This is a genomic window from Streptomyces sp. NPDC001393, assembly GCF_053597455.1.
This window is the reverse complement of the sequence record NZ_JBSFIH010000031.1, coordinates 71,059-90,241: the sequence shown is the minus strand read 5'-3', so window position 1 is coordinate 90,241 and position 19,183 is coordinate 71,059. Positions and strand designations below refer to the sequence as shown.

Below are 19,183 nucleotides of genomic sequence, written 5' to 3'. Positions count from 1 at the left end.
ACACGACGGTCGACGACTCGGACCTGATCGAGTGGCGCGGCGGTGGGCCGCAAGCCTGGACGGCGGGCGGGTAAGCCGGGTATACCCGCCAGGGCCCGGTGCTGATCAGGTCGAACGATCCTGCACAGCAGCAGCCCGCGTGCCCCTACCGGGTGCGTGGACGGCAAAGCCCCGACCGGCTTGCCGGCGCTTCAGTTGCCACACCCTCGCCATCCGGACGGGCCGGCAGCCACGGTAACTGGGCACCGCCCAGCACGTCGGCCCGCTACGCTGCAAAGGTCCGACCGGGACGACGGTGGTGACGCACGCACGTCCGACCGGCCGGTATCGGGCCTCGCGGAACCTCGGACCTACTTCCCGGCATCAGTCCGGTCGACAGCCAAGGCCAAGACCCGTCCCCGTCCCCGTCCGACGGCCACGGGCCGGAGCCGACGTCCATGGTGCGGTTCACCCACCGGCCCCTGGTGTGAACGACGGCGATATTACGCGGTTGTCGACACCTGGGTGGTCGCAGCGCTCGGTGCCTACGACGCGAACACCTTGAGTCCCTGCCAGCGCGCTGCAGGCCGCCGTCCCGGAACACCGCCGAGTCGTTCTCGACGTCCCCAGAATCACTTTCGCGGACTCGACCGGCTGAACCTCCTGCTCGTGACTCCGACCCCACGGGACGTGCGGGCCAAGGCCGAGGGCGACGAGGGGGAGAACGACGAGAAGTCCGACCCTCCGGCGACCGACACCCGGTCCCCTTGACCGGCAGACCATCGTGCCTTCGGGGAAGGCGTCACGCCGTCCCGGCGGCCTCGACGTGAAGCAGCTCCAGCAGCTGGGACCGGTGCAGGGCGGCGACGGGTCCGACCAGGTCGGGGTGGCGCAACAACACGGTGGCTTCGCTGTCGTGGGTGCCCGGGTCGACGAGCCGTCGCAGATCGCCGGTATCGGTCCGGTGCACGGTTGCGGCCAGTACCTGCTGTGCCTGAAAGGCAAGAGAGCGGTCGGACAGCAGGCAGGCGGCCCAACTGACGACGGTCTCCACCCAGGTCCGCCACGCGCTGACGTCCTCGTGCAGACCGTGTCCCGTGCGCGCGTCCAGCTGGTCGGCTCCGCCCGGGCCGCACAGTTGGAGCAGGTGCACGTCAAGGCCGGTGGCGTACCGCAGATGGGCGGCAAGCTCGGCGGCATGCCTGGGCCTCGGCCAGGGCGCGCCTGAGCGCGCCTGCGGGCGGCGGGTAGGCGGCAAGGAGCCATCGGGCGCAGGCATATATCACGGGTGTCAGATCGGTGGGCACGGCGACCGGTTTCCTGGGAGCGTGCTCGCCCCCTCCGGTTGGTCGGGTGCGCGAGCTGGTGCGCGGGGGCGGCGCTGCCTCGTTCGTGGCCAACCAGTCCAGGCGGCATCCAGGCCCCTGGGGCATGACCGAGGTCACGCTGTGCCCTGTTCGTGTCGGGCGCGAGGGGCCGGGCATCCCTCCCGGGCAGCCCGGCCCCTGGCACGTCGCCGAAACCCCGGGCCAGGACTTGCCGCGACCGGTGGCGAAGTCGCGGGTCCGGTCCACCAGCTGGCGCCCGGCGAGAGGAGCTTGCTGGCTGTCGGAGTGCTCGGCGCGGAGGGATGTGGGCGAGTGGAGGCCATGGCCTTGGCCCGAGGATCTTCTCGACGCGGCCGTGGTCGGCGATCTCCTTGTCCGCGACGCCGGGCGCCGCCCTCGGTGTGTTCGCGCACCGCCGCGTGCAGGTACTGCTCCTCGGCGACCGGATGCAGCACCCCCAGCTCCGTGGTGAGCTCGTCCGCGAGGTCACGCAGTTGCCTGTCGCCCGTGGGAATGTCCTGGAGGCGGCCGAACATCTCCTCGAACTCGCGGTGGTCGGCTATCACCTCGTCGAGCCCGTTCCGCCGTGTCCCCTCGTGCGTTCCGCCTTTCGTCCGTTCGGTTGGGTCTGTGCCGCCCAGCGCAGCCCTTGCACATCGCACGTCGCACGGTGGCGCGGTCTCACCTCATCGGAGAGGAGAGCCGGGGTCTGCGGGGCGGATGCGGCCGCGCCAGCCGCCGCTCTCGCGGCCGCGGCTTTCGAGGTAGTCCTTGAAGCGGCTCAGGTCGCCTTTGACCCTCCGGTCGATCATGCCCAGCGCGTCCGCGCCTTTCTCGGCGATGCCTGTCGGCTCGACATCCATCGTGAGTTCCACACGTGTGTGCGTCTCGTCGATGCGCTCGAACCGGACCGATCCGCGCTGCCGGGTGTCTCCCGCGACGGATCGCCAGGTGATGCGGTCGTCCGGAAGCTGATCGACGATCTCCGTGTCGAACTCGCGCCGTACCCCGCCAATACTGGTGGTCCAGTGGTTGTGGCGGTCGTCGAGTTGCCTGACCTCGTCGACGCCTTCCATGAAGAGGGGGAATTCCTCGAACTGAGTCCACTGGTTGTACGCGATGCGGAGCGGGGCCGCCACGTCGACCGTTTCCTTGACCGAACTCATGGGTTCCTCCTTGTCCGCTCGTGGTGGGGAGCACCGGGTACCCAGGAAGAGTGCGGCGAAGACAGCCCATGGCAGGGGCCGTGCGTGCCATACCGCCTTTGGCGGGAACCCGGCAGCCACTCGAGCCAGGCTGAGGTGGCCGGTCATGACATCCAGAGGAGTCTCGCCATGTCCACAATCAAGAGCCATATGGGCAACGACAACGGCCGCGCAGCCGTGTTCGATGTGGACGGAACTCTCGTCGACACCAATCATCTGCACGTCGTGACCTGGTGGGAGGCGTTCCGTCAGGCAGGCCACCGAGTGCCGACGCACGCGATCCATCGGGCGGTCGGGCTCGGTTCAGAGGACCTTGTCGCCCATCTTCTCGGTTCGGACCGGCCCGAGGAGGAAGGGGCCGACCTCAGCGCGGCCCACAAGACGCTCTATGCCCAGCATTTCGAACTCCTCGCCGCGCTGCCGGGCGCGGGATGTCTGCTGCGGCGGCTGGCCGCAGACGGCTGGACGGTCGTCCTCGCCACATCGGCGAGTGGCGGCGAGCTGTCTGCGCTGCGGCGTGCGATCGACGCGGACGACGCGATCACGGCGACGGCGAGTGCCGATGACGTCACCGAAGGCAAACCGGCCCCCGAGCCCGTGGAGAGGGCCTTGGAGCTGGCCGGGATCCCGGCGGAGCGTGCTGTGTTCGTCGGCGACACCGTGTGGGACATGCGGGCGGGCAGCCGTGCGGGCGTGCGGTGCGTGGGGCTTCTCTGTGGCGGCATTCCGCGTAACGAGCTGGAGGAGGCCGGCGCCGAAGCCGTCTTCGCGGACCCGGCCCACCTGCTCGCCTCGCTACCACGGAGCCCGCTGGCATGACGGCGGCTGCCGAACTGCGGCCCCATAGCCCATCGGATCTGATGGGATCGGCGCCGCCCCCGCAGCCCGGAATGTCCAGGTTCGATTGATGCATGCGGTTGAGCGGTGCACCAACCGCATGCAAGCAATGGCGCGGGACCGCCATCCGCCGCGAGATTCAACCCGGGCGACCTGAGCGAGGAGCGGGAGGAGCGCATCGGACCCACCCTGATGCTGCTCGACGACCGCGTGATCGAACTGCGCGCACTACGGACTGCGCTCCGAAGACCTCAACCTCGATCCGGGGCCGCTCTGCCCCCTTCCCCGGGAGTGACCGTCCGGGCTGCCGGGGCCGAAAGATATGTGCCCGTATCGCCCATTCAGGACGGCACCACGGACGCACCCAGTTAGACCTGCCGATCCGGCGGGTACCCGGCGCGTCCAGGATCACCGACACGTTCCCTCTGGGAGGCGCGATGCCCGGCTTCGGATACTTCCTGTCGTGCGAGGAGCACGGTCCGGCGGACCTTGTCGAGCAGGCGCGCATGGCCGAGCAGGCCGGCTTCGAGTCGCTGTGGATATCGGACCACTATCACCCGTGGAACGACCGGCAGGGCCAGAGCCCGTTCGTGTGGTCGGTGATCGGCGCTCTGTCACAGGCGGTGTCGCTGCCCGTGGAAACCGCGGTCACCTGTCCGCTGCTGCGCACCCACCCCGCGGTGATCGCCCAGGCCGCCGCGACCAGCGCGGTGCAGCTGGACGGGCGCTTCCGGCTGGGCGTGGGTACCGGCGAGGCGCTCAACGAGCACATCCTCGGCACGGTCTGGCCGGAGACACCGGTACGGCTGGAGATGCTGGAGGAAGCCCTCCAGATCATCCGCCGGCTGATGACCGGGGAGCAGACCAGCCACCACGGACGGCACTACACCGTGGAGAACGCCCGCCTGTACACAGTCCCGGACGAACCGGTGCCGATCGATGTGTCGGCCTTCGGCCCACAGGCCGCCGAGGTCGCGGCCCGCATCGGTGACGGGCTGATCACCATGGCGCCCGATGAGGCGCTGGTAGAGCGGTTCCGGCGCGGCGGCGGCGGGAGCAAGCCGGTGTACGGCGGGCTGAAGGTGTGCTGGGGCACGGACGAGCGGGAGGCGGTCCGCACCGCGCATCGCCTGTGGGCCAACGAGCAGCTGCCCGGCGAACTTCCGCAGGTCCTGCCGACCCCGCGCCACTTCGAGCAGGCCTCCGAGCTGGTCACCGAGGGGCGGGTTGCACTGGCCGTGCCATGCGGCGACGATCCGGACGCCCATGTCGAGGCGCTGTCCGCGTTCGCCGAGGCAGGCTTCGACGGCGTGTACGTCAACCAGATCGGCAAGGACCAGCAGGGCTTCTTCGACTTCTACCGCACCAAGGTCCTGCCCCGGCTTCGGGACTGACCGCGCGAGGTGGTGGACACCGTGGCCGGGCCCGCGGAGACCGACGGCAACACACTCGTCGTGATCGACACGATCAACACGTACGACCACGAGCACGCCGAGCTGCCGGTGCCGGCCGCCGACCGCGCCCTGCCCGTCCTGGCCGAGTCTCCCGGCCGGGCCCGGAAGGCGGACGTTCTGGTGATCTACGCGAACGACGGCTTCGGGTCGTGCCGCTCCCACCACGGGGAGCTGCGGGAGGGGGCGCCGGCTCGGCCGCAAGCCGGCATGGGCGCCCGGATCGCCACGGCAAGCACACGGCTCGTACCGGACAGTCCACGGCCCCCAGGGGGAATACGATCATGACTCAACGCATCCGTGGAACCAGCCTCGACGCCCTGGCCGCGGCCCTGCGCGCCGAGGCCGACGCCGAGGTCCGGTTCGATGCGGGGAGCCTGGGGGCCTACGCCACCGACGGCTCCAACTACCGGCAGGTACCCCTCGGCGTGGTCGTCCCCCGGTCAGTCGAGGCGGCAGCCCACACGGTGGAGATCTGCGCCCGGTTCGACGCGCCCGTGCTGTCGCGCGGCGGAGGCACCAGCCTGGCCGGGCAGAGCACCAACACGGCCGTCGTGATCGACTGGACCAAGTACTGCGACCACCTCGTCGCCGTCGACCCCGAAGCCCGCACCTGTGTCGTCGAGCCGGGCATCGTCCTCGACGAACTCAATCGCCGGCTCACCGATCACCGGCTGCAGTTCGGCCCGAAGCCCTCGACGCACAGCCACTGCGCCCTGGGCGGCATGATCGGCAACAACTCGTGCGGCGCCTCCGCGCAGGCCTACGGCAAGACGGTCGACAACGTACGCCGGCTGGAGGTCATGACCTACGACGGGCTGCGCATGTGGGTGGGACCCACCGGCCGGGCCGAGCGCGCGTGGATCGCCGCGGAGGGCGGGCGGCGGGCGGAGATCTACGACGGCCTGGACCGGATCGTCGCTACCCACCTGGCCGACATCCGGCGCGGCTACCCGAAGATCCCGCGCCGGGTCTCCGGCTACAACCTCGACTCGTTGCTCCCGGAGAACGGCTTCGACGTCGCACGGGCCCTGGTCGGCAGCGAAGGCACCCTGGTGACCGTCCTGCACGCCGAACTCGACCTCGTCCCGGTGCCCCCCTGCCAGTCGCTGCTCGTGCTCGGCTACGACGACATCTGCCGGGCCGCGGATGACGTGCCTCATCTGCTGGAGCACTGCGCCCCCACCCAACTGGAGGCTCTGGACGGCCGCATGGCCCAGCTGATGCGCGAGGAGCACGCCTATCTCGACTCGCTCGCCGCCCTCCCCCAGGGTGACAGCTGGCTGCTCACGCAGTTCTCCGGGGACAGCCAGGAGGACGTGGACGAGCAGGCCCACGCCCTGCTGAAAGCGATCGGCCGCGCTGAGCACGACCCCTCGGTCGGCTTCTCCGACCAGCCCTCGCGCGAGCAGGAGATGCTCAGGGCCCGGGAGGCCGGCCTCGGGGTGACGGCACGCCCGCCGGACGACCGGGAGACCTGGGAGGGCTGGGAGGACTCGGCCGTTCCGCCGGAACGGCTGGGTGACTATCTGCGGGACCTGAAGCGCCTGTTCGACGAGTTCGACTACGACGACCCTTCCCTGTACGGCCACTTCGGGCAAGGTTGTGTGCACACCCGCATCCCGTTCGGGCTGCGGACCGCGCAGGGCGTTGCGGACTTCCGCCGGTTCGTGGAGCGGGCCGCCGATCTCGTCGCTTCCTACGGCGGCTCGCTGTCGGGTGAGCACGGCGACGGTCAGGCCCGTGGTGAGCTGCTGACCCGGATGTTCGGCCGACGGCTGGTGGCCGCCTTCGGCGAGATGAAGTCCCTGTTCGACCCGGACGACCGGATGAATCCGGGCAAGGTTGTCGACCCGAATCCCGTCGACAGCAGGCTGCGTCTCGGCGCCGACTGGCGTCCCGCCGACCCGGAGACCCGCTTCGGCTACCCCGACGACGACCACTCCTTCACCCGGGCGATTCTGCGCTGCGTGGGCATCGGCAACTGCCGCAGCCGGCGTGGCGGCGTGATGTGTCCCTCCTACCGGGCCACCCGGGAGGAGGAGCACTCCACCCGGGGCCGCGCTCGGCTGCTGTTCGAGATGCTCGACGGGCACCCGGACTCCGCGGTCACCGACGGGTGGCGCTCGACCGAGGTGCGCGACGCCCTGGACCTGTGCCTGGCCTGCAAGGGATGCAAGTCCGACTGCCCGACCGGTGTGGACATGGCCACGTACAAGGCGGAGTTCCTCTCCCACCACTACGCCGGTCGGCTCCGCCCCGCCGCCCACTACTCGCTGGGCTGGCTGCCGCTGTGGGCCCAACTTGCCTCTCACATCCCCTGGTTGGCGAACGCTTCGCTGGACGCCCCGGGCCTCGGCCGGGCCGGACGGTGGCTCGCCGGCGTCGAACCGGACAGGACGGCTCCGCTCTTCGCCGAGCAGTCATTCGTGCGCTGGTGGCAGGAGAACGGCAGGCAGCGGCCCGGCCCGGCCGATCCGGCGACGGTACTCCTGTGGCCGGACACCTTCAGCAACCACTTCCATCCGTCGGTGGCGGTCTCCGCGGCACGGCTTCTCGAAGACGCCGGATTCCGCGTCGCCGTACCCGACACACCCCTGTGCTGCGGGCTGACGTGGATCTCCACCGGCCAACTCGCCACGGCCCAGCGGGTGTTGCGCCGCACCACGCGGACACTGCGTCCCTATCTCGACGCGGGAACCCCCGTCATCGGCCTGGAGCCGTCCTGCACGGCCGTGTTCCGCTCCGACGCCCCCGAACTGCTCCCCGGCGACGAGGACGTACAGCGGCTGGCGAAGCAGACGCGCACCTTCGCCGAGCAACTGGTCGAGCACGCGCCCGCCACATGGAGTCCGCCCCGGCTGCCCAGGCAGGCGACCGTGCAGACCCACTGCCACCAGCACGCGATCATGAAGTTCGACGCCGATCGTGAGCTGATGCGCCGCGCCGGCCTGGACGCCGATGTCCTGGACGAGGGCTGCTGCGGCCTTGCCGGCAACTTCGGCTTCGAACGCGGCCATCACGACGTGTCCCTGGCGATAGGCGAGCTGGGGGTCCTGCCGGCCGTCCGCGCGGCGGCTCCCAGCGCCCTCGTGCTCGCCGACGGCTTCAGCTGCCGCACCCAGATCGAGCAGGGAGGCACCGGCCGCCGGGCCCTGCACCTGGCCGAGGCACTAGCTCTCGGCCTCGGCGGCAATCTGCCCGCCGAGCAACCCGAACGCCTCGCCGTCCGCCCCGAGCCGCCGTCCGCCAAAGCCCGTTGGGCGACGACGGCCAGCACCGCCGCGCTCCTCGCGGCGGCCGGTCCGCTCGCCGTACGAACGCTGCGCCGCCGGTAACCGCCCTCCACCGGAAAGGACCGCGCACCATGTCGACCAAGGTCTCTGACTACATCCTCCAGCGCCTGCGCGAGTGGGACGTGGAGCACGTCTTCGCCTACCCCGGGGACGGCATCAACGGCCTCCTCGCGGCCTGGGGGCGAGCGGAGAACGAACCCCGGTTCGTCCAGTCACGTCATGAGGAGATGTCCGCCTTCGAGGCCGTGGGATACGCCAAGTTCTCCGGCCGGGTCGGCGTCTGCGCCGCGACCTCGGGACCCGGCGCCATCCACCTCCTCAACGGCCTCTACGACGCCAAGCTCGACCATGTGCCCGTGGTCGCGATCGTCGGTCAGACCAATCGCAGCGCCATGGGCGGCTCGTACCAGCAAGAAGTCGACCTCATCAGCCTGTACAAGGACGTCGCCTCGGACTTCTGTGAGATGGTCACCGTCCCCCAACAGCTCCCGAACGTCCTCGACCGGGCACTGCGCACCGCGATGGCACGCCGCTCGGTGACGGCCCTGATCGTCCCCGCCGACGTCCAGGAACTGGACTACTCGCCGCCCGAGCACGCCTTCAAGATGGTCCCCTCCAGCCTCGGCATGCCGCACTCCACGGCGGTGCCCGACGACGAGGACCTGCGACGTGCCGCCGATGTACTCAACTCGGGCGGGAAGACGGCCGTTTTGATCGGCCAGGGCGCGCGCGGCGCGCGAACGGAGGTCACGGAGGTCGCCGAGCGGCTCGGCGCCGGGGTCGCCAAGGCCCTGCTGGGCAAGGACACCCTGGACGACGACCTGCCCTACGTCACCGGCGCCATCGGCCTGCTGGGCACCCGGCCGTCGTACGAGATGATGCGCGACTGCGACACGCTGCTCGTGATCGGTTCGTCCTTCCCCTACACGCAGTTCCTGCCGGAGTTCGGCCAGGCACGGGCCGTGCAGATCGACATCGACCCGCACATGGTCGGGCTGCGCTACCCGTTCGAGGTCAACCTCGTCGGCGACGCCGCACGCACGCTGCGCAGGCTGCTGCCGCTGCTGGAGCAGACCGAGGACCGGGCGTGGCAGAAGACGATCGAGGACAACGTGGCGCGCTGGTGGGAGGTGATGGAGCGGCGGGCCGCCGTCGAGGCCGACCCGGTCAACCCGGAGTACGTCACCCACGCGCTCAGCGGACTGCTCCCGGACGACGTCATCCTGTCGTCCGACTCGGGCTCGGCGGCCAACTGGTACGCCCGGCACCTGAAGCTGCGCGGCGCGATGCGCGGTTCCCTGTCGGGGACGCTGGCCACCATGGGGCCCGGCGTGCCGTACGCCATCGGCGCGAAGTTCGCGCACGGCGACCGGCCGGCGATCGCCCTGGTCGGTGACGGGGCGATGCAGATGAACGGCATGGCCGAGCTGATCACGGTCGCCAAGTACTGGCGGGACTGGGCCGATCCGCGACTGATCGTCGCCGTCTTCAACAACCGGGACCTCAACCAGGTGACCTGGGAGATGCGCGCGATGGAGGGCGCCCCGCAGTTCCTGCCCTCGCAGTCGATCCCCGACGTCGGGTACGCCGACTTCGCCCGCTCGCTCGGCCTGGCCGGCATGCGGATCGAAAAGCCCGACGGTGTGACGGGTGCCTGGGAGGCCGCCCTGGCGGCCGACCGCCCCTGCGTGCTCGACTTCGTGACCGACCCCGCCGTACCCCCGATCCCGCCGCATGCCACGCTCGACCAGATCGAAGCAGCCGCGGCATCCGTCCTCAAGGGCGACAGCGACCGGGCCGCCATGATCCGGCAGGGCTTCAGGGCCAAGGTTCAGGAGTTCCTGCCCGGAGGCCACAGGTGACGGACGCCCGGCCGGTCGAACGCCTGGCCAGCGAGATCTACACCGTCCCCACCGACACGCCCGAGGCGGACGGCACCCTCGCCTGGGACAGCACCACCCTGGTCCTGGCCACCGTCCACTGCGGGACGGTCACCGGCCTCGGCTACACGTACGCCCCGCCCGCCGCGGCCCGTGTCATCGACGGCCTGCTCGCGGACGTCGTCACCGGCGTCTCCGTTCTCGACGTGCCCCGGGCGAACGAGGCCATGGCCCGCGCCGTACGCAACGCGGGTCTGCCCGGTGTCGCGGCCCAGGCCCTCTCCGCCGTCGACATCGCTCTGTGGGACGCCAAGGCACGTGTGCTCGGCCTTCCTCTGGTCCAGCTACTCGGAGCGGCCCGCGACGAAGTGCCCGTCTACGGCAGCGGCGGCTTCACCACCTACGACGACAGCCGTCTGGAGCGGCAGTTGCGCGGCTGGGTGGAGACGGAGGGCATACCGCGCGTCAAGATCAAGATCGGGGAGTCGTGGGGCCGATGCGAGGACCGGGACCTGCGCCGCGTCACCCAGGCGCGCGCCGCCGTGGGGCCGAAGACCGGGCTGTACGTGGACGCCAATGGCGGCTACGGCATGAAGCAGGCGGTCCGTGTGGCCGCGGGCCTCGCCGAAGAAGGAGTCGTGTGGTTCGAGGAACCTGTCTCCTCCGACCATCCCGATGCCCTGGCCGCCATCCGCACCCAGGTCACCCCCGACGTCACGGCCGGAGAGTACGGCTACACGCTGTCGTACTTCCGGCACATGCTCGCCGCCCGCGCCGTCGACTGCCTCCAGGCCGACGTCACGCGGTGCGGTGGCATCACGGTATGGCTACGCGTCGCCGCTCTGGCCCAGAGCCACGGCCTGGAGATCTCGGGCCACTGCGCCCCGCACGCCCACGTGCACGCTGCGGCCGCGGTGCCCAATCTGCGCCATCTGGAATGGTTCCACGACCACGTCAGGATCGAGCGGCTGCTCTTCGACGGCACCTTGGACGCTGAGGGCGGCTCCCTCGGTGTCGGCCAGGCACAGGCACCCGGCCTGGGCCTGAGCATCGCAGGCGAGCGAGCGGCTCCCTACCGAACCGGTTGAAGGGACGCGTACGCCTTTCCACGAAAAGGTGCGGCACACTTCTGGCGATCGTCATTCCCGTCGCGGTGGTCGTCGTGCTGATCGCCGTGGGCCTGGCTCTCTTCATGCGGCACTGGGCCCTGCGGGAGCGCTACGGCCCCGAGTACGAACGGACGGTCGACGCCGCCGACAGCAGGCTCGCCGTCGAGCGCGAGCTCAGCGCGCGCGAGAAGCGACACGACAGACTCGACATCAAGCCCCTGCCCGACCGTCTCCGCGAGCGCTACACACGGGACTGGGACCACGTGCAGCACGAGTTCGTGGACCGCCCGGAGGACGCCGTGCACGACGCGGACCGACTGGTGACCTCCGTCATGCAGGAACGCGGCTATCCCACCGAAGGCTACGACCAGCAGCTCAAGGACCTTTCCGTGGAACACAGCCGCGCCCTCGAGCGCTACAGGGCCGCCCACGGGATCGACACGCTAAGTGGTGGGCTCCGTAAGTCCTTCGGGGGTTGATCTTCAGTTTCGCCCGGCAGGTCTTGGTGTTGGACAGGCCGCCACTGAGCACGGGCGGCCGTGAGCCATTCCAAACTCGCTACACTGCGCGCCATCGTGTCGCGGCGTTTCGGGGTTGGTCGGCCGCGCTTGGTAGGGACTAGGGCGGAAGAAGGAACTCCGGCCCAGATCTCGGGCACGTTCCCCTCCGCCAGCTCGTCGTACATCGATCCCACAGACGACCTCGCCGACGTTGTCCTACAGCAGCGATCGGAGTCGCATCTCCCAATTGGCGGTCGAGTCGTCGCGGGGCTCCGGGCGGCCAAGTTCCTTGAGCCATCGAACGGTCTCCACCATGCCAGCCATACCCAGAACCCCTGGGCCCTCCGATCTTACGAATGACCAGATCAGACCCACATCTGAAAGGTAGGACACCATGCGGCGCGCCGTTGCTCTGACGCTCTGTTCGGGGATGTTGGCTGTCACTGCGGCGTGCGCCGGGTCCTCGCCGGGGAACTCGGCGGCGCCGCAGACGCCATCTGCCGGCGCCCCGTCCGTGTCCTCGGCCAGCAGCAGGAGCCCGAGCGGCAGGGTGACCGCCTCCTGCCCGGATGACGTGCAGGTCCAGAGCGCGGCCTCACCCGCTGCGGGCAGCGGCACTTCCGCCGACACCGCGCAGGCACAGGCACTTGCACAGGCCGTCGGCGATGAGGAGTTCAACGCCGCGTACTCGGACATTTTCGGCACGGTGATCGATGGCTACACCCAGGGGCGGGTGGTGCTGTGTGTCACGGACATGGCGCGCGGGAGGCTGCTCGCGCAGGCGGCCAAGCGCGCCCACCCGGCCGTTGACCTCAACCGGCTCGCCATCCTCCCTTGCCGCTACTCCGACCGGACACTGCAGGCGGCCGTCCGCGGGCTCATGGCGCACAACGGCCCGACGATTGCAGGGTTCCCCGTCTACCAGATCGGCCCGGCCACGGACCATTCCGGCATCCAACTGCAGACCAGCCAGGCAGGCAGCGCCTCAGCGGCCTTGCGCCGCTACCTCACCTTGCAGCTGGGCGGCATCGCCTTCACCGTCGTCAAGGGTGAGCAGGCAGTTGGATGAGGCGGCCGTTCCTCCGCCCACCCGACAGGTGTAGCGCAGGCGCATCAGCTGACCCGTTCGCCGTCGGCCAGTTCGGCCTACACGTAGGCGAAAGCTCCGCGGTGGCGAACGTTCAGCCGCTCCAGCTGCGGCCAGGCTGTGCGGGCGTGCTCGCGGAGACGTTGCTCGAGCGATAGCCGGGTGTGCCCGAAGGCGTGGGCACGGCACCCATCCTGCCCGAGGGCCAGTCCCCGGATGCGGCAGGCTTCGGCCTCTCGTGATCCACTTCTCCCGATTGGCCTGTCTGCCTTGCCTGATCCAGACCACCTTCGTCGACGATCCCCGTGACGCGGTGCAAGCCGCGGACAGCCTGGTCGCCAACCTCACGCAGACGCTCGCCACGACGTTCGACGAGCACAAGAAGACGCTCGAAGAACAGTGGAGCCGGGGCGCTCAGGCCGACACCGAAGCCCTGCGTATGGCCCTGCGGCACTACCGCTCTTTCTTCAACCGCCTGCTCACGACCTGAGAAACTCACCAGCCGGAGAGAAAGAAGAGCGCCATGATCGCACTCGGCGTCATCCTGCTCATCGTCGGATTCGTCCTGCACATCGGCACCCTGTGGACGATCGGAATCATCCTGCTCGTCGTCGGCGCCATCCTGTTCCTTCTCGGGTCCGTCGGCCACGCCGTCGGCGGCCGACGCTGCTACTGGTAGGCCGCCCGGTTCCACGAGGCGCGCCGCTCGCCGAGGCCGATGGCGGCACGGGCAGTCCCGTCGGTGGGCGCCTCCACGCCGCCCACCGACGGGACCACGTCTGCCACAGCCGACATCCGGGTGATACCCGATGGCGTGGGTACCCGCCTCGAACGCGATGCTCCATCGCGGTGATGCTCGGCCCGAGGGGTCGCTCTCCCCGGCGTGCGCAGGGCATGGCGGTGGCGGCGCGCGGTACACGTTGCTGGTCCACGACGACTGTGGGTGAGGAGGGGTGATGCGCAAGGCACGGGCGGCACTCGGCGAGGTACTGGCCTGGTGGGTGGTGCTGGTCGTCGTCAACGTCCTGTTCATCAGCACCGTCTCGCCCCTCGAACTCGTCGTCGCCGCGGGCGGAGCGCTGATCGCGGCGGTCGCCGCCCGGGCCGTCCACTCGGCGTCCGGTGCCCGGTTGGGCGGCACCCGGCGATGGGGAGCGGCCGCGCTCGCGTGGCCCGGCGCGGTTCTCACCGACCTGAGCAGACTGTGCCTGGCCACCGCGCGTGCCCTCGGCGGCCATTCCTCGCAAGGGAGCCTGAAGATAATGACGCTTTCCCCCGGAACGGGTGCCGCGTGGGCCTGCGCCCTGCTGTCGTCCACCCCCGGCGCATACGTCGTCGACGTACACGTACGCGAACCGCGGAGGACGGGGCGAGCCTCGCAGACAGCCGTCGCGCACTTTCTCTCCGATGACCGTACGAGCCTGGAGGATGTGCTCACCGAAGGGACGCGCCGGTGAACGCCTGGCTGCTCGCGACCGCGGTCCTGCTGACCCTGGGTATGCCGCCGTGCGTCTGGGCCGCCGGCCGGGACTCGGCGGTCGAGAGGCTCGCGGGGCTCAGCCTGGCGACCTCCGTCGTCACCGCCGTTCTGATGCTGACGGCTCAGGGATTCGGCCGTAGTTCCTTCGCCGACCTCGGCCTCGTCCTCGCCGTCCTGGGACCCGCCGGAACGCTGGTCTTCTCCCGTTTCCTCGGCGGCCGGTCGATCGAGGCCCCCGATGCCCAGACTCATGGGAAGCCGTGACATGGCTGCCCGTCATGTGTGTGCACTCGTCCTGCTCATCGCCGGTACCGGTGCGCTGGTGCTGTCCGCCGTCGGCCTGGTGACCCTCCCCCGGCCGTACCAGAGACTGCATGCCCTCACCCCCGCCTCCACCGTCGGCACTCCGCTCGTCGCGCTCGCCCTGGCCGTCGAGAACGGCCCCGGGCGCGCCGCCGTCAAGCTGGTCCTCGTCGCGGTGGTCGTGGCGGTCGGCGGGACGGTCACGGCGATGGCGATCGGCAGGGCGACGGCCCAGCACGAACACCTGCTGCGAAGGGACTCTCCGGAGTGAGCGCCGCTGTAGTCCAGGAGTATCTGATCGCCGGCGCGCTGGTGCTGGTCGCCGCGAGCGCCACAGCCGCGGCGCTGGCCCGCGACCCGGTACGGCAGGCCGTCCTGCTGGCCGTCCTCGGTCTGTTTCTCACCGTCCTGTTCACGTTTCTCCAGGCACCCGACGTGGCCCTGTCCCAGTTGGCCGTCGGTACGGCGGTCACCCCGCTGCTCATCCTGCTGACGGTCCGCAAGGTGCGCCGCCCGACAGCTTCGCGACACGACGAGGACGAGCGCGGGCAGGAGGGCGGCGATGAGTCGTAGCGCGCGCATCCGGCTGTTCTGGGCCGCGGCCGCCGTCTTCGCCACGGTGTACACGCTCGCCTGCACCGGTCTGCCGCACTTCGGGACGGCGGTGCACCCTTACGGCACCCGCGCGGTGGCCGCGTCGCTGCGGCAGCGCACCGCCAACGTGGTCTCCTCGGTCAACTTCGACCAGCGCGCCCTGGACACCCTCGGAGAGGAGTCGATCCTGTTCGCCTCGGTACTCGGGACGCTCGTGCTGCTGCGCCGTGCCCGCGACGAGCGCGTCGGCCCGCCGCAGGCCGGGCATGTCCTGCCCAGCACGCGGCTGCTGGGCCTGGTGATGGTGCCGATCACGCTCCTGACCGGCGTGTACATCGTGGCACACGGCCAGTTGTCGCCGGGCGGCGGCTTCCAGGGCGGTGTCGTTCTCGCCACCGGGCTGCACATGGCGTATGTGGCCGCGGACTACCGCGTGCTGAAACGCATCCGCCCGCTGGCCGTGCTCGACCTGGCCGACGCGCTCGGCGCTGGCGCCTTCGTGGCTCTGGGGTTCGCCGGACTGATCGCCGGCGGGGCCTACCTCCAGAACGTGCTGCCGCTCGGCACCTTCGGGCAGCTCTCCTCCGGCGGCCTGGTGCCGTTGCTGAACGCGGCGGTCGGCGTCGAGGTCGGCTCGGGCATCATCGTCCTGCTCGCTTCCTTCCTCGACCAGGCCGTCGAGGTGAGACCGGCGCGGAACTCGGGCTCGGGAGGCGGCACATGACGATGCTGCCCTTCCTCGCCGCCGGGTGGATCTTCCTCGCTGGCGTGTACGGCATGGTCACCAGCCGCGACATCATCCACACCGTCGGCTGTCTCGCGGTGGCGCAGTCGTCGACGTACGTGCTGCTGCTCACCGTCGGATACCGGCGCGGTGGCATCGCGCCCTACTTCACCGACACTCCCCTGCGCACCCGCACCGTCGACCCGGTCGTCCAAGCGCTCGCGCTCACCGACGTCGTGGTGGGAGCCACGGTGACGGCGCTGCTGCTCGCGCTCGCCATCCAGATCCGCAAGCGTCACGGCACGGTCGACCCGGACGCCCTGACCGGGCTGAAGGGCTAGCGGGCCGGGCATGCTGCGTACCTCCGATCTGCTGCCGCTCGCGATCGCCGTACCTCTGCTGGGCGCCGTGGTCCTGATGATCGTCGGGCGGTGGCTGCCGCGCCCGGCCATCGATGTGCTGGTCACCGTCTGGGCGGCGCTGGAGGTCGGGTGTCTCGCCTGGCTGTGGCTGCGAACCGGCGACGGGCACAGTGTCTCGTGGCTGGGCGGCTGGTCCCCGGTCCACGGTGAGAGCGTGGGCATCGTGCTCGTGGGCGACCGGATCGGTGTCGGTCTCGCACTGCTCACCGGCGCGCTCGTCCTCGCGGTCGTCGTCTACTCCTGGCGCTACTTCGACGAGCCGCCCGAGGCGCACGCGGGAACCTTCCCCGCCCTCATCCTCCTGTTCGAGGCGGGCATGGTCGGCTTCGCGCTGACCGGTGACCTGTTCGACGCGTTCGTCTTCTTCGAGCTGATGGGCGCGGTCGCCTACGCCCTGACGGGCTATCGCATCGAAGACCCACGGCCGGTGCAGGGCGCCCTGGTCTTCGGTGTCGTCAACTCCCTGGGCGCATATTGCTCGTTGCTCGGCATCGGGCTGGTCTACGCCCGGACCGGTGAGCTCGGTTTCGCGCAGATCGGTGTGCAACTCGCCCGGCACAGCCCCGATGCCCTGCTGTCCGTGGCCTTCGTGCTGATCGTCACCGGACTGCTGGTCAAGGCGGCGGTGGTGCCCCTGCACTTCTGGCTTCCGGACGCCCATTCCGTCGCGCCGACCCCCGTGTGCATGCTGCTCTCCGGCGTCATGGTGGAACTCGGCATCTACGGCACCGCACGCGTCTACTGGGTCGTCTTCTCCGGACCACACGGCATCACGCACGCGCACCTGCGCGCCGTGTTCGTGGCCGCCGGGGTGCTGACGGCACTGGTGGGGGCCGTGATGTGCTGGCAGCAGCGCCACCTCAAGCGGCTGCTCGCCTTCTCCACCGTCGGGCATGTCGGCCTCTTCCTCGCCGGGACGGCACTGCTCACCCCCGCCGCGACGGCCGGCACCGCCCTGTACGTCGCCGCCCACGCCGGGGTCAAGGCGGCACTGTTCGCCACGACCGGTGTCCTGCTGGACCGGTACGGCTCCGTCGACGAGCACGGGCTGTACCGGCGCGGCCGCGATCTGCCGTTCGTCGGCGCACTGTTCGCCGTGGGCGGCCTCGGGCTCGCCGGTCTGCCGCCGTTCGGGACAGCCCTCGGCAAGGCTGTCGCCGAGCATGCCGGGGAGGACGAATTCCCTTGGCTGCCCGCGGTGTTCGTGCTGGTCTCGGCCCTCACCGGCGGAGCCGTGCTGCGGGCCGCCGCCCGGATCTTCGCCGGCGCCGGGCCCCGGCCGCGCGACCGGTACACCGGTACAGAGACCACCGGCGGCGGTGAGGAACCGGAGATCCGCGAGCCGCAACGCCGGATCCCCGTCCCCATGCTCATCGTGCCCGCCGTACTCCTCGCCGCCGCGCTCGCCGTCGGGCTGCTCCCCGGCCTCGGCGCCGCCCTCGCCCATGCCGCCCGGCAGTTCACCGACCGCACCGCCTACACGACGGCGGCGATCCACGGCCACACCGTCGCACCGTCCGCGCCGGTTCCGGACGTCGGCTGGAGCGCCGAGGGCGTGCTCCTCGCGCTTGCCGCGACCGTCCTGGCGATGCTCCTCGCCATGGCCGCCGTGTGGGGGCCCGCGCTGCGGTCACCGGCGTTGGGCCGGGTCGCGGCCGTCTGTGGAGGCGTGGGACGGCGCGTGATCGTGCCTCTGCGCCGACTGCACTCGGGACACCTCGGTGACTACGTCGCCTGGCTCGCCGTAGGGATGGCAGTGCTGCTCGTCGTCATGACCGTGTAGCGCACTGTGACCGAGTCCTTCGCGCGCATGGCGTCGGGTCCGTCGGGCACCCGGAAGAGGTGACCAGCCGTTCACCCGGTGGAAGGGGTGCATGAGGATGTCCGTCTCCACATCGCTGACGGACCTGGTCGGTCCTGTGGGATGCGCGCAATGGACTGATGACGGAAAGCTCCGCCATCGCCTCTACACCGGACTGCTCACCGACGAGGCCGCGACGGGCATCCCGCGGAAGCGGCCTCGGGACAACCCGAGGAAGACCTCATGAACCAGGGCGAGGACCCGGGAGGAGATACGGGTCGGCAGCCGCACCGTGCCGCTGTCGAACCCGGACAAGGAGCTGTTCCCGGACGACGGCATCACCAAGGCCGAAATGATCGACTACTACCGCGACATCGCGCCCCTGATGTTGAGCCACCTCAGGGGCCGCCCGCTGGTGATGGAACGCTACCCGGACGGTTGCGAGGGAAAGTCGTTCTACCACAAGGACGTTCCCGACTGGATCCGCGCGGTGCGCGTGCCCAAGGAGGGTGGCCGTCTCACCATGGCCGTCTGTGACGACACGGCCACCCTCGTCTATCTTGCCAACCAGGCGTGTATCACCCCGCACCCCTGGCTGAGCTCCGCGGACTGCCTGGACTGCCCCGACCGGCTGGTCTTCGACCTCGACCCGCCTGACAGCGAACGCGATGGCTTCGAGAGCGTCCGGTGGGGCGCGCGCCGGCTGGGCGACCTGCTCACCGAGCTGGGGCTGCGCCCCGCGCTGATGACGACGGGATCACGCGGCCTGCACCTCCTGAGCACGGACTTCGACACCGCTCGGCACCTCGCCCGGCGCGTCGCCGATCTGCTCGCGGCGCGGCACAGCGACCGGCTGACGACGGAGGCACGCAAGAACAAGCGCCGGGGCCGCCTCTACCTGGACACCCAGCGCAACGCCTACGCCCAGACTTCGGTCGCCCCCTACGCCGTGCGCGCCCGCCCGCACGCCGCGGTCGCCACCCCGCTGGCGTGGACGGAACTTGACGACCCGGAGCTGGGCCCACGGCGCTGGACCCTGCGCACCCTCCCCGGACGCCTGGACAAGCACGAAAACCCATGGAAGGACCTGAGCCGCTGCCGCCGCTCCCTCGACAGGGCACGACGCCACTTGGACGACCTCGCGTGATCCGACAGAAGGTGTGCGGGTCGGGACGAGACCCGACGGG

General features: G+C 70.4%; 20 protein-coding genes and 1 pseudogene. 19 read left to right on the top strand and 2 right to left on the bottom strand.

Annotated elements, in window-relative coordinates; genetic code table 11:
* Window positions 1–781 precede the first annotated feature (781 nt).
* Both ACWC2T_RS28900 and ACWC2T_RS28895 read right to left on the bottom strand, forming a co-directional pair.
* Window positions 782–1,258 (bottom strand): hypothetical protein, encoded by a 477-nt coding sequence (locus ACWC2T_RS28900; protein ID WP_450673273.1) that lies wholly within the window; start codon window positions 1,256–1,258, stop codon window positions 782–784.
* A gap of 735 nt (window positions 1,259–1,993) precedes the next feature.
* Complete coding sequence (locus tag ACWC2T_RS28895) at window positions 1,994–2,473, bottom strand: SRPBCC family protein (RefSeq protein ID WP_450673272.1); 480 nt, start codon at window positions 2,471–2,473, stop codon at window positions 1,994–1,996.
* A gap of 189 nt (window positions 2,474–2,662) precedes the next feature.
* Here ACWC2T_RS28895 and ACWC2T_RS28890 point away from each other — a divergent pair, with 189 nt between their 5' ends.
* From ACWC2T_RS28890 to ligD, 19 genes and pseudogenes are all read left to right on the top strand, one after another.
* Window positions 2,663–3,331 carry an HAD family hydrolase gene (locus ACWC2T_RS28890; RefSeq protein ID WP_450673271.1) on the top strand — a complete coding sequence of 223 codons (669 nt, stop codon included), beginning with the start codon at window positions 2,663–2,665 and terminating at the stop codon, window positions 3,329–3,331.
* A gap of 153 nt (window positions 3,332–3,484) precedes the next feature.
* Window positions 3,485–3,644, top strand: a pseudogene (gene gvpK / locus ACWC2T_RS28885) (gas vesicle protein GvpK); the annotation flags it as partial.
* A gap of 142 nt (window positions 3,645–3,786) precedes the next feature.
* On the top strand, window positions 3,787–4,743 hold the full coding sequence (locus ACWC2T_RS28880) for an LLM class F420-dependent oxidoreductase (RefSeq protein ID WP_450673270.1): 957 nt from the start codon (window positions 3,787–3,789) through the stop codon (window positions 4,741–4,743).
* Window positions 4,744–4,764: 21 nt separating this feature from the next.
* Entirely contained in the window at window positions 4,765–5,088 is a 324-nt protein-coding gene (locus ACWC2T_RS28875; protein ID WP_450673269.1) for a hypothetical protein, read from the top strand.
* On the top strand, window positions 5,085–8,138 hold the full coding sequence (locus tag ACWC2T_RS28870) for an FAD-binding and (Fe-S)-binding domain-containing protein (RefSeq protein ID WP_450673268.1): 3,054 nt from the start codon (window positions 5,085–5,087) through the stop codon (window positions 8,136–8,138). Before ACWC2T_RS28875 ends, ACWC2T_RS28870 begins: the two co-directional genes overlap by 4 nt.
* A gap of 29 nt (window positions 8,139–8,167) precedes the next feature.
* Entirely contained in the window at window positions 8,168–9,958 is a 1,791-nt protein-coding gene (locus ACWC2T_RS28865; RefSeq protein WP_450673267.1) for a thiamine pyrophosphate-requiring protein, read from the top strand.
* The gene (locus tag ACWC2T_RS28860; protein WP_450673266.1) at window positions 9,955–11,064 is read left to right on the top strand and encodes an enolase C-terminal domain-like protein; all 1,110 of its coding nucleotides are present in this window, start codon (window positions 9,955–9,957) and stop codon (window positions 11,062–11,064) included. Before ACWC2T_RS28865 ends, ACWC2T_RS28860 begins: the two co-directional genes overlap by 4 nt.
* A 65-nt stretch (window positions 11,065–11,129) precedes the next feature.
* Complete coding sequence (locus ACWC2T_RS28855; RefSeq protein WP_450673265.1) at window positions 11,130–11,564, top strand: hypothetical protein; 435 nt, start codon at window positions 11,130–11,132, stop codon at window positions 11,562–11,564.
* Between the two features lie 571 nt (window positions 11,565–12,135).
* A complete protein-coding gene (locus ACWC2T_RS28850) occupies window positions 12,136–12,654 on the top strand; it encodes a hypothetical protein (protein WP_450673264.1) in 519 nt (172 codons plus the stop codon).
* Between the two features lie 256 nt (window positions 12,655–12,910).
* The gene (locus ACWC2T_RS28845; RefSeq protein WP_450673263.1) at window positions 12,911–13,162 is read left to right on the top strand and encodes a hypothetical protein; all 252 of its coding nucleotides are present in this window, start codon (window positions 12,911–12,913) and stop codon (window positions 13,160–13,162) included.
* A gap of 33 nt (window positions 13,163–13,195) precedes the next feature.
* Complete coding sequence (locus ACWC2T_RS28840) at window positions 13,196–13,351, top strand: DUF6131 family protein (RefSeq protein WP_450673262.1); 156 nt, start codon at window positions 13,196–13,198, stop codon at window positions 13,349–13,351.
* A 277-nt stretch (window positions 13,352–13,628) separates the two neighbouring features.
* Window positions 13,629–14,129, top strand: coding sequence for a hypothetical protein (locus ACWC2T_RS28835; protein WP_450673261.1), 501 nt, complete (start codon window positions 13,629–13,631; stop codon window positions 14,127–14,129).
* Window positions 14,126–14,416 (top strand): MrpF/PhaF family protein, encoded by a 291-nt coding sequence (locus tag ACWC2T_RS28830; protein ID WP_450673260.1) that lies wholly within the window; start codon window positions 14,126–14,128, stop codon window positions 14,414–14,416. The genes ACWC2T_RS28835 and ACWC2T_RS28830 overlap by 4 nt, the downstream gene beginning before the upstream one ends.
* 1 nt (window position 14,417) lies before the next feature.
* Window positions 14,418–14,726, top strand: a complete 309-nt coding sequence (locus ACWC2T_RS28825; protein ID WP_450673259.1) for a monovalent cation/H(+) antiporter subunit G — start codon at window positions 14,418–14,420, stop codon at window positions 14,724–14,726.
* Window positions 14,723–15,028 (top strand): Na(+)/H(+) antiporter subunit B, encoded by a 306-nt coding sequence (locus ACWC2T_RS28820; RefSeq protein WP_450673258.1) that lies wholly within the window; start codon window positions 14,723–14,725, stop codon window positions 15,026–15,028. Before ACWC2T_RS28825 ends, ACWC2T_RS28820 begins: the two co-directional genes overlap by 4 nt.
* On the top strand, window positions 15,018–15,773 hold the full coding sequence (locus ACWC2T_RS28815) for an MnhB domain-containing protein (RefSeq protein ID WP_450673257.1): 756 nt from the start codon (window positions 15,018–15,020) through the stop codon (window positions 15,771–15,773). The genes ACWC2T_RS28820 and ACWC2T_RS28815 overlap by 11 nt, the downstream gene beginning before the upstream one ends.
* On the top strand, window positions 15,770–16,114 hold the full coding sequence (locus ACWC2T_RS28810) for a sodium:proton antiporter (protein ID WP_450673256.1): 345 nt from the start codon (window positions 15,770–15,772) through the stop codon (window positions 16,112–16,114). The genes ACWC2T_RS28815 and ACWC2T_RS28810 overlap by 4 nt, the downstream gene beginning before the upstream one ends.
* A gap of 10 nt (window positions 16,115–16,124) precedes the next feature.
* Entirely contained in the window at window positions 16,125–17,978 is a 1,854-nt protein-coding gene (locus ACWC2T_RS28805; protein ID WP_450673255.1) for a complex I subunit 5 family protein, read from the top strand.
* Window positions 17,979–18,288: 310 nt separating this feature from the next.
* Window positions 18,289–19,143 (top strand): non-homologous end-joining DNA ligase, encoded by an 855-nt coding sequence (ligD, locus tag ACWC2T_RS28800; RefSeq protein WP_450673254.1) that lies wholly within the window; start codon window positions 18,289–18,291, stop codon window positions 19,141–19,143.
* Window positions 19,144–19,183: the final 40 nt, after the last annotated feature.

Bases quoted from the DNA above. Each gene is read 5' to 3' on its own strand.
- ACWC2T_RS28895 (WP_450673272.1), bottom strand. From the start codon at position 2,473: ATGAGTTCGGTCAAGGAAACGGTCGACGTGGCGGCCCCGCTCCGCATC.
- ACWC2T_RS28825 (WP_450673259.1), top strand. From the start codon at position 14,418: ATGGCTGCCCGTCATGTGTGTGCACTCGTCCTGCTCATCGCCGGTACC.
- ACWC2T_RS28865 (WP_450673267.1), top strand. From the start codon at position 8,168: ATGTCGACCAAGGTCTCTGACTACATCCTCCAGCGCCTGCGCGAGTGG.
- ACWC2T_RS28870 (WP_450673268.1), top strand. From the start codon at position 5,085: ATGACTCAACGCATCCGTGGAACCAGCCTCGACGCCCTGGCCGCGGCC.
- ACWC2T_RS28835 (WP_450673261.1), top strand. From the start codon at position 13,629: ATGCGCAAGGCACGGGCGGCACTCGGCGAGGTACTGGCCTGGTGGGTG.
- ACWC2T_RS28880 (WP_450673270.1), top strand. From the start codon at position 3,787: ATGCCCGGCTTCGGATACTTCCTGTCGTGCGAGGAGCACGGTCCGGCG.
- ACWC2T_RS28805 (WP_450673255.1), top strand. From the start codon at position 16,125: ATGCTGCGTACCTCCGATCTGCTGCCGCTCGCGATCGCCGTACCTCTG.
- ACWC2T_RS28900 (WP_450673273.1), bottom strand. From the start codon at position 1,258: ATGCCTGCGCCCGATGGCTCCTTGCCGCCTACCCGCCGCCCGCAGGCG.
- ACWC2T_RS28810 (WP_450673256.1), top strand. From the start codon at position 15,770: ATGACGATGCTGCCCTTCCTCGCCGCCGGGTGGATCTTCCTCGCTGGC.
- ACWC2T_RS28840 (WP_450673262.1), top strand. From the start codon at position 13,196: ATGATCGCACTCGGCGTCATCCTGCTCATCGTCGGATTCGTCCTGCAC.
- ACWC2T_RS28890 (WP_450673271.1), top strand. From the start codon at position 2,663: ATGGGCAACGACAACGGCCGCGCAGCCGTGTTCGATGTGGACGGAACT.
- ACWC2T_RS28815 (WP_450673257.1), top strand. From the start codon at position 15,018: ATGAGTCGTAGCGCGCGCATCCGGCTGTTCTGGGCCGCGGCCGCCGTC.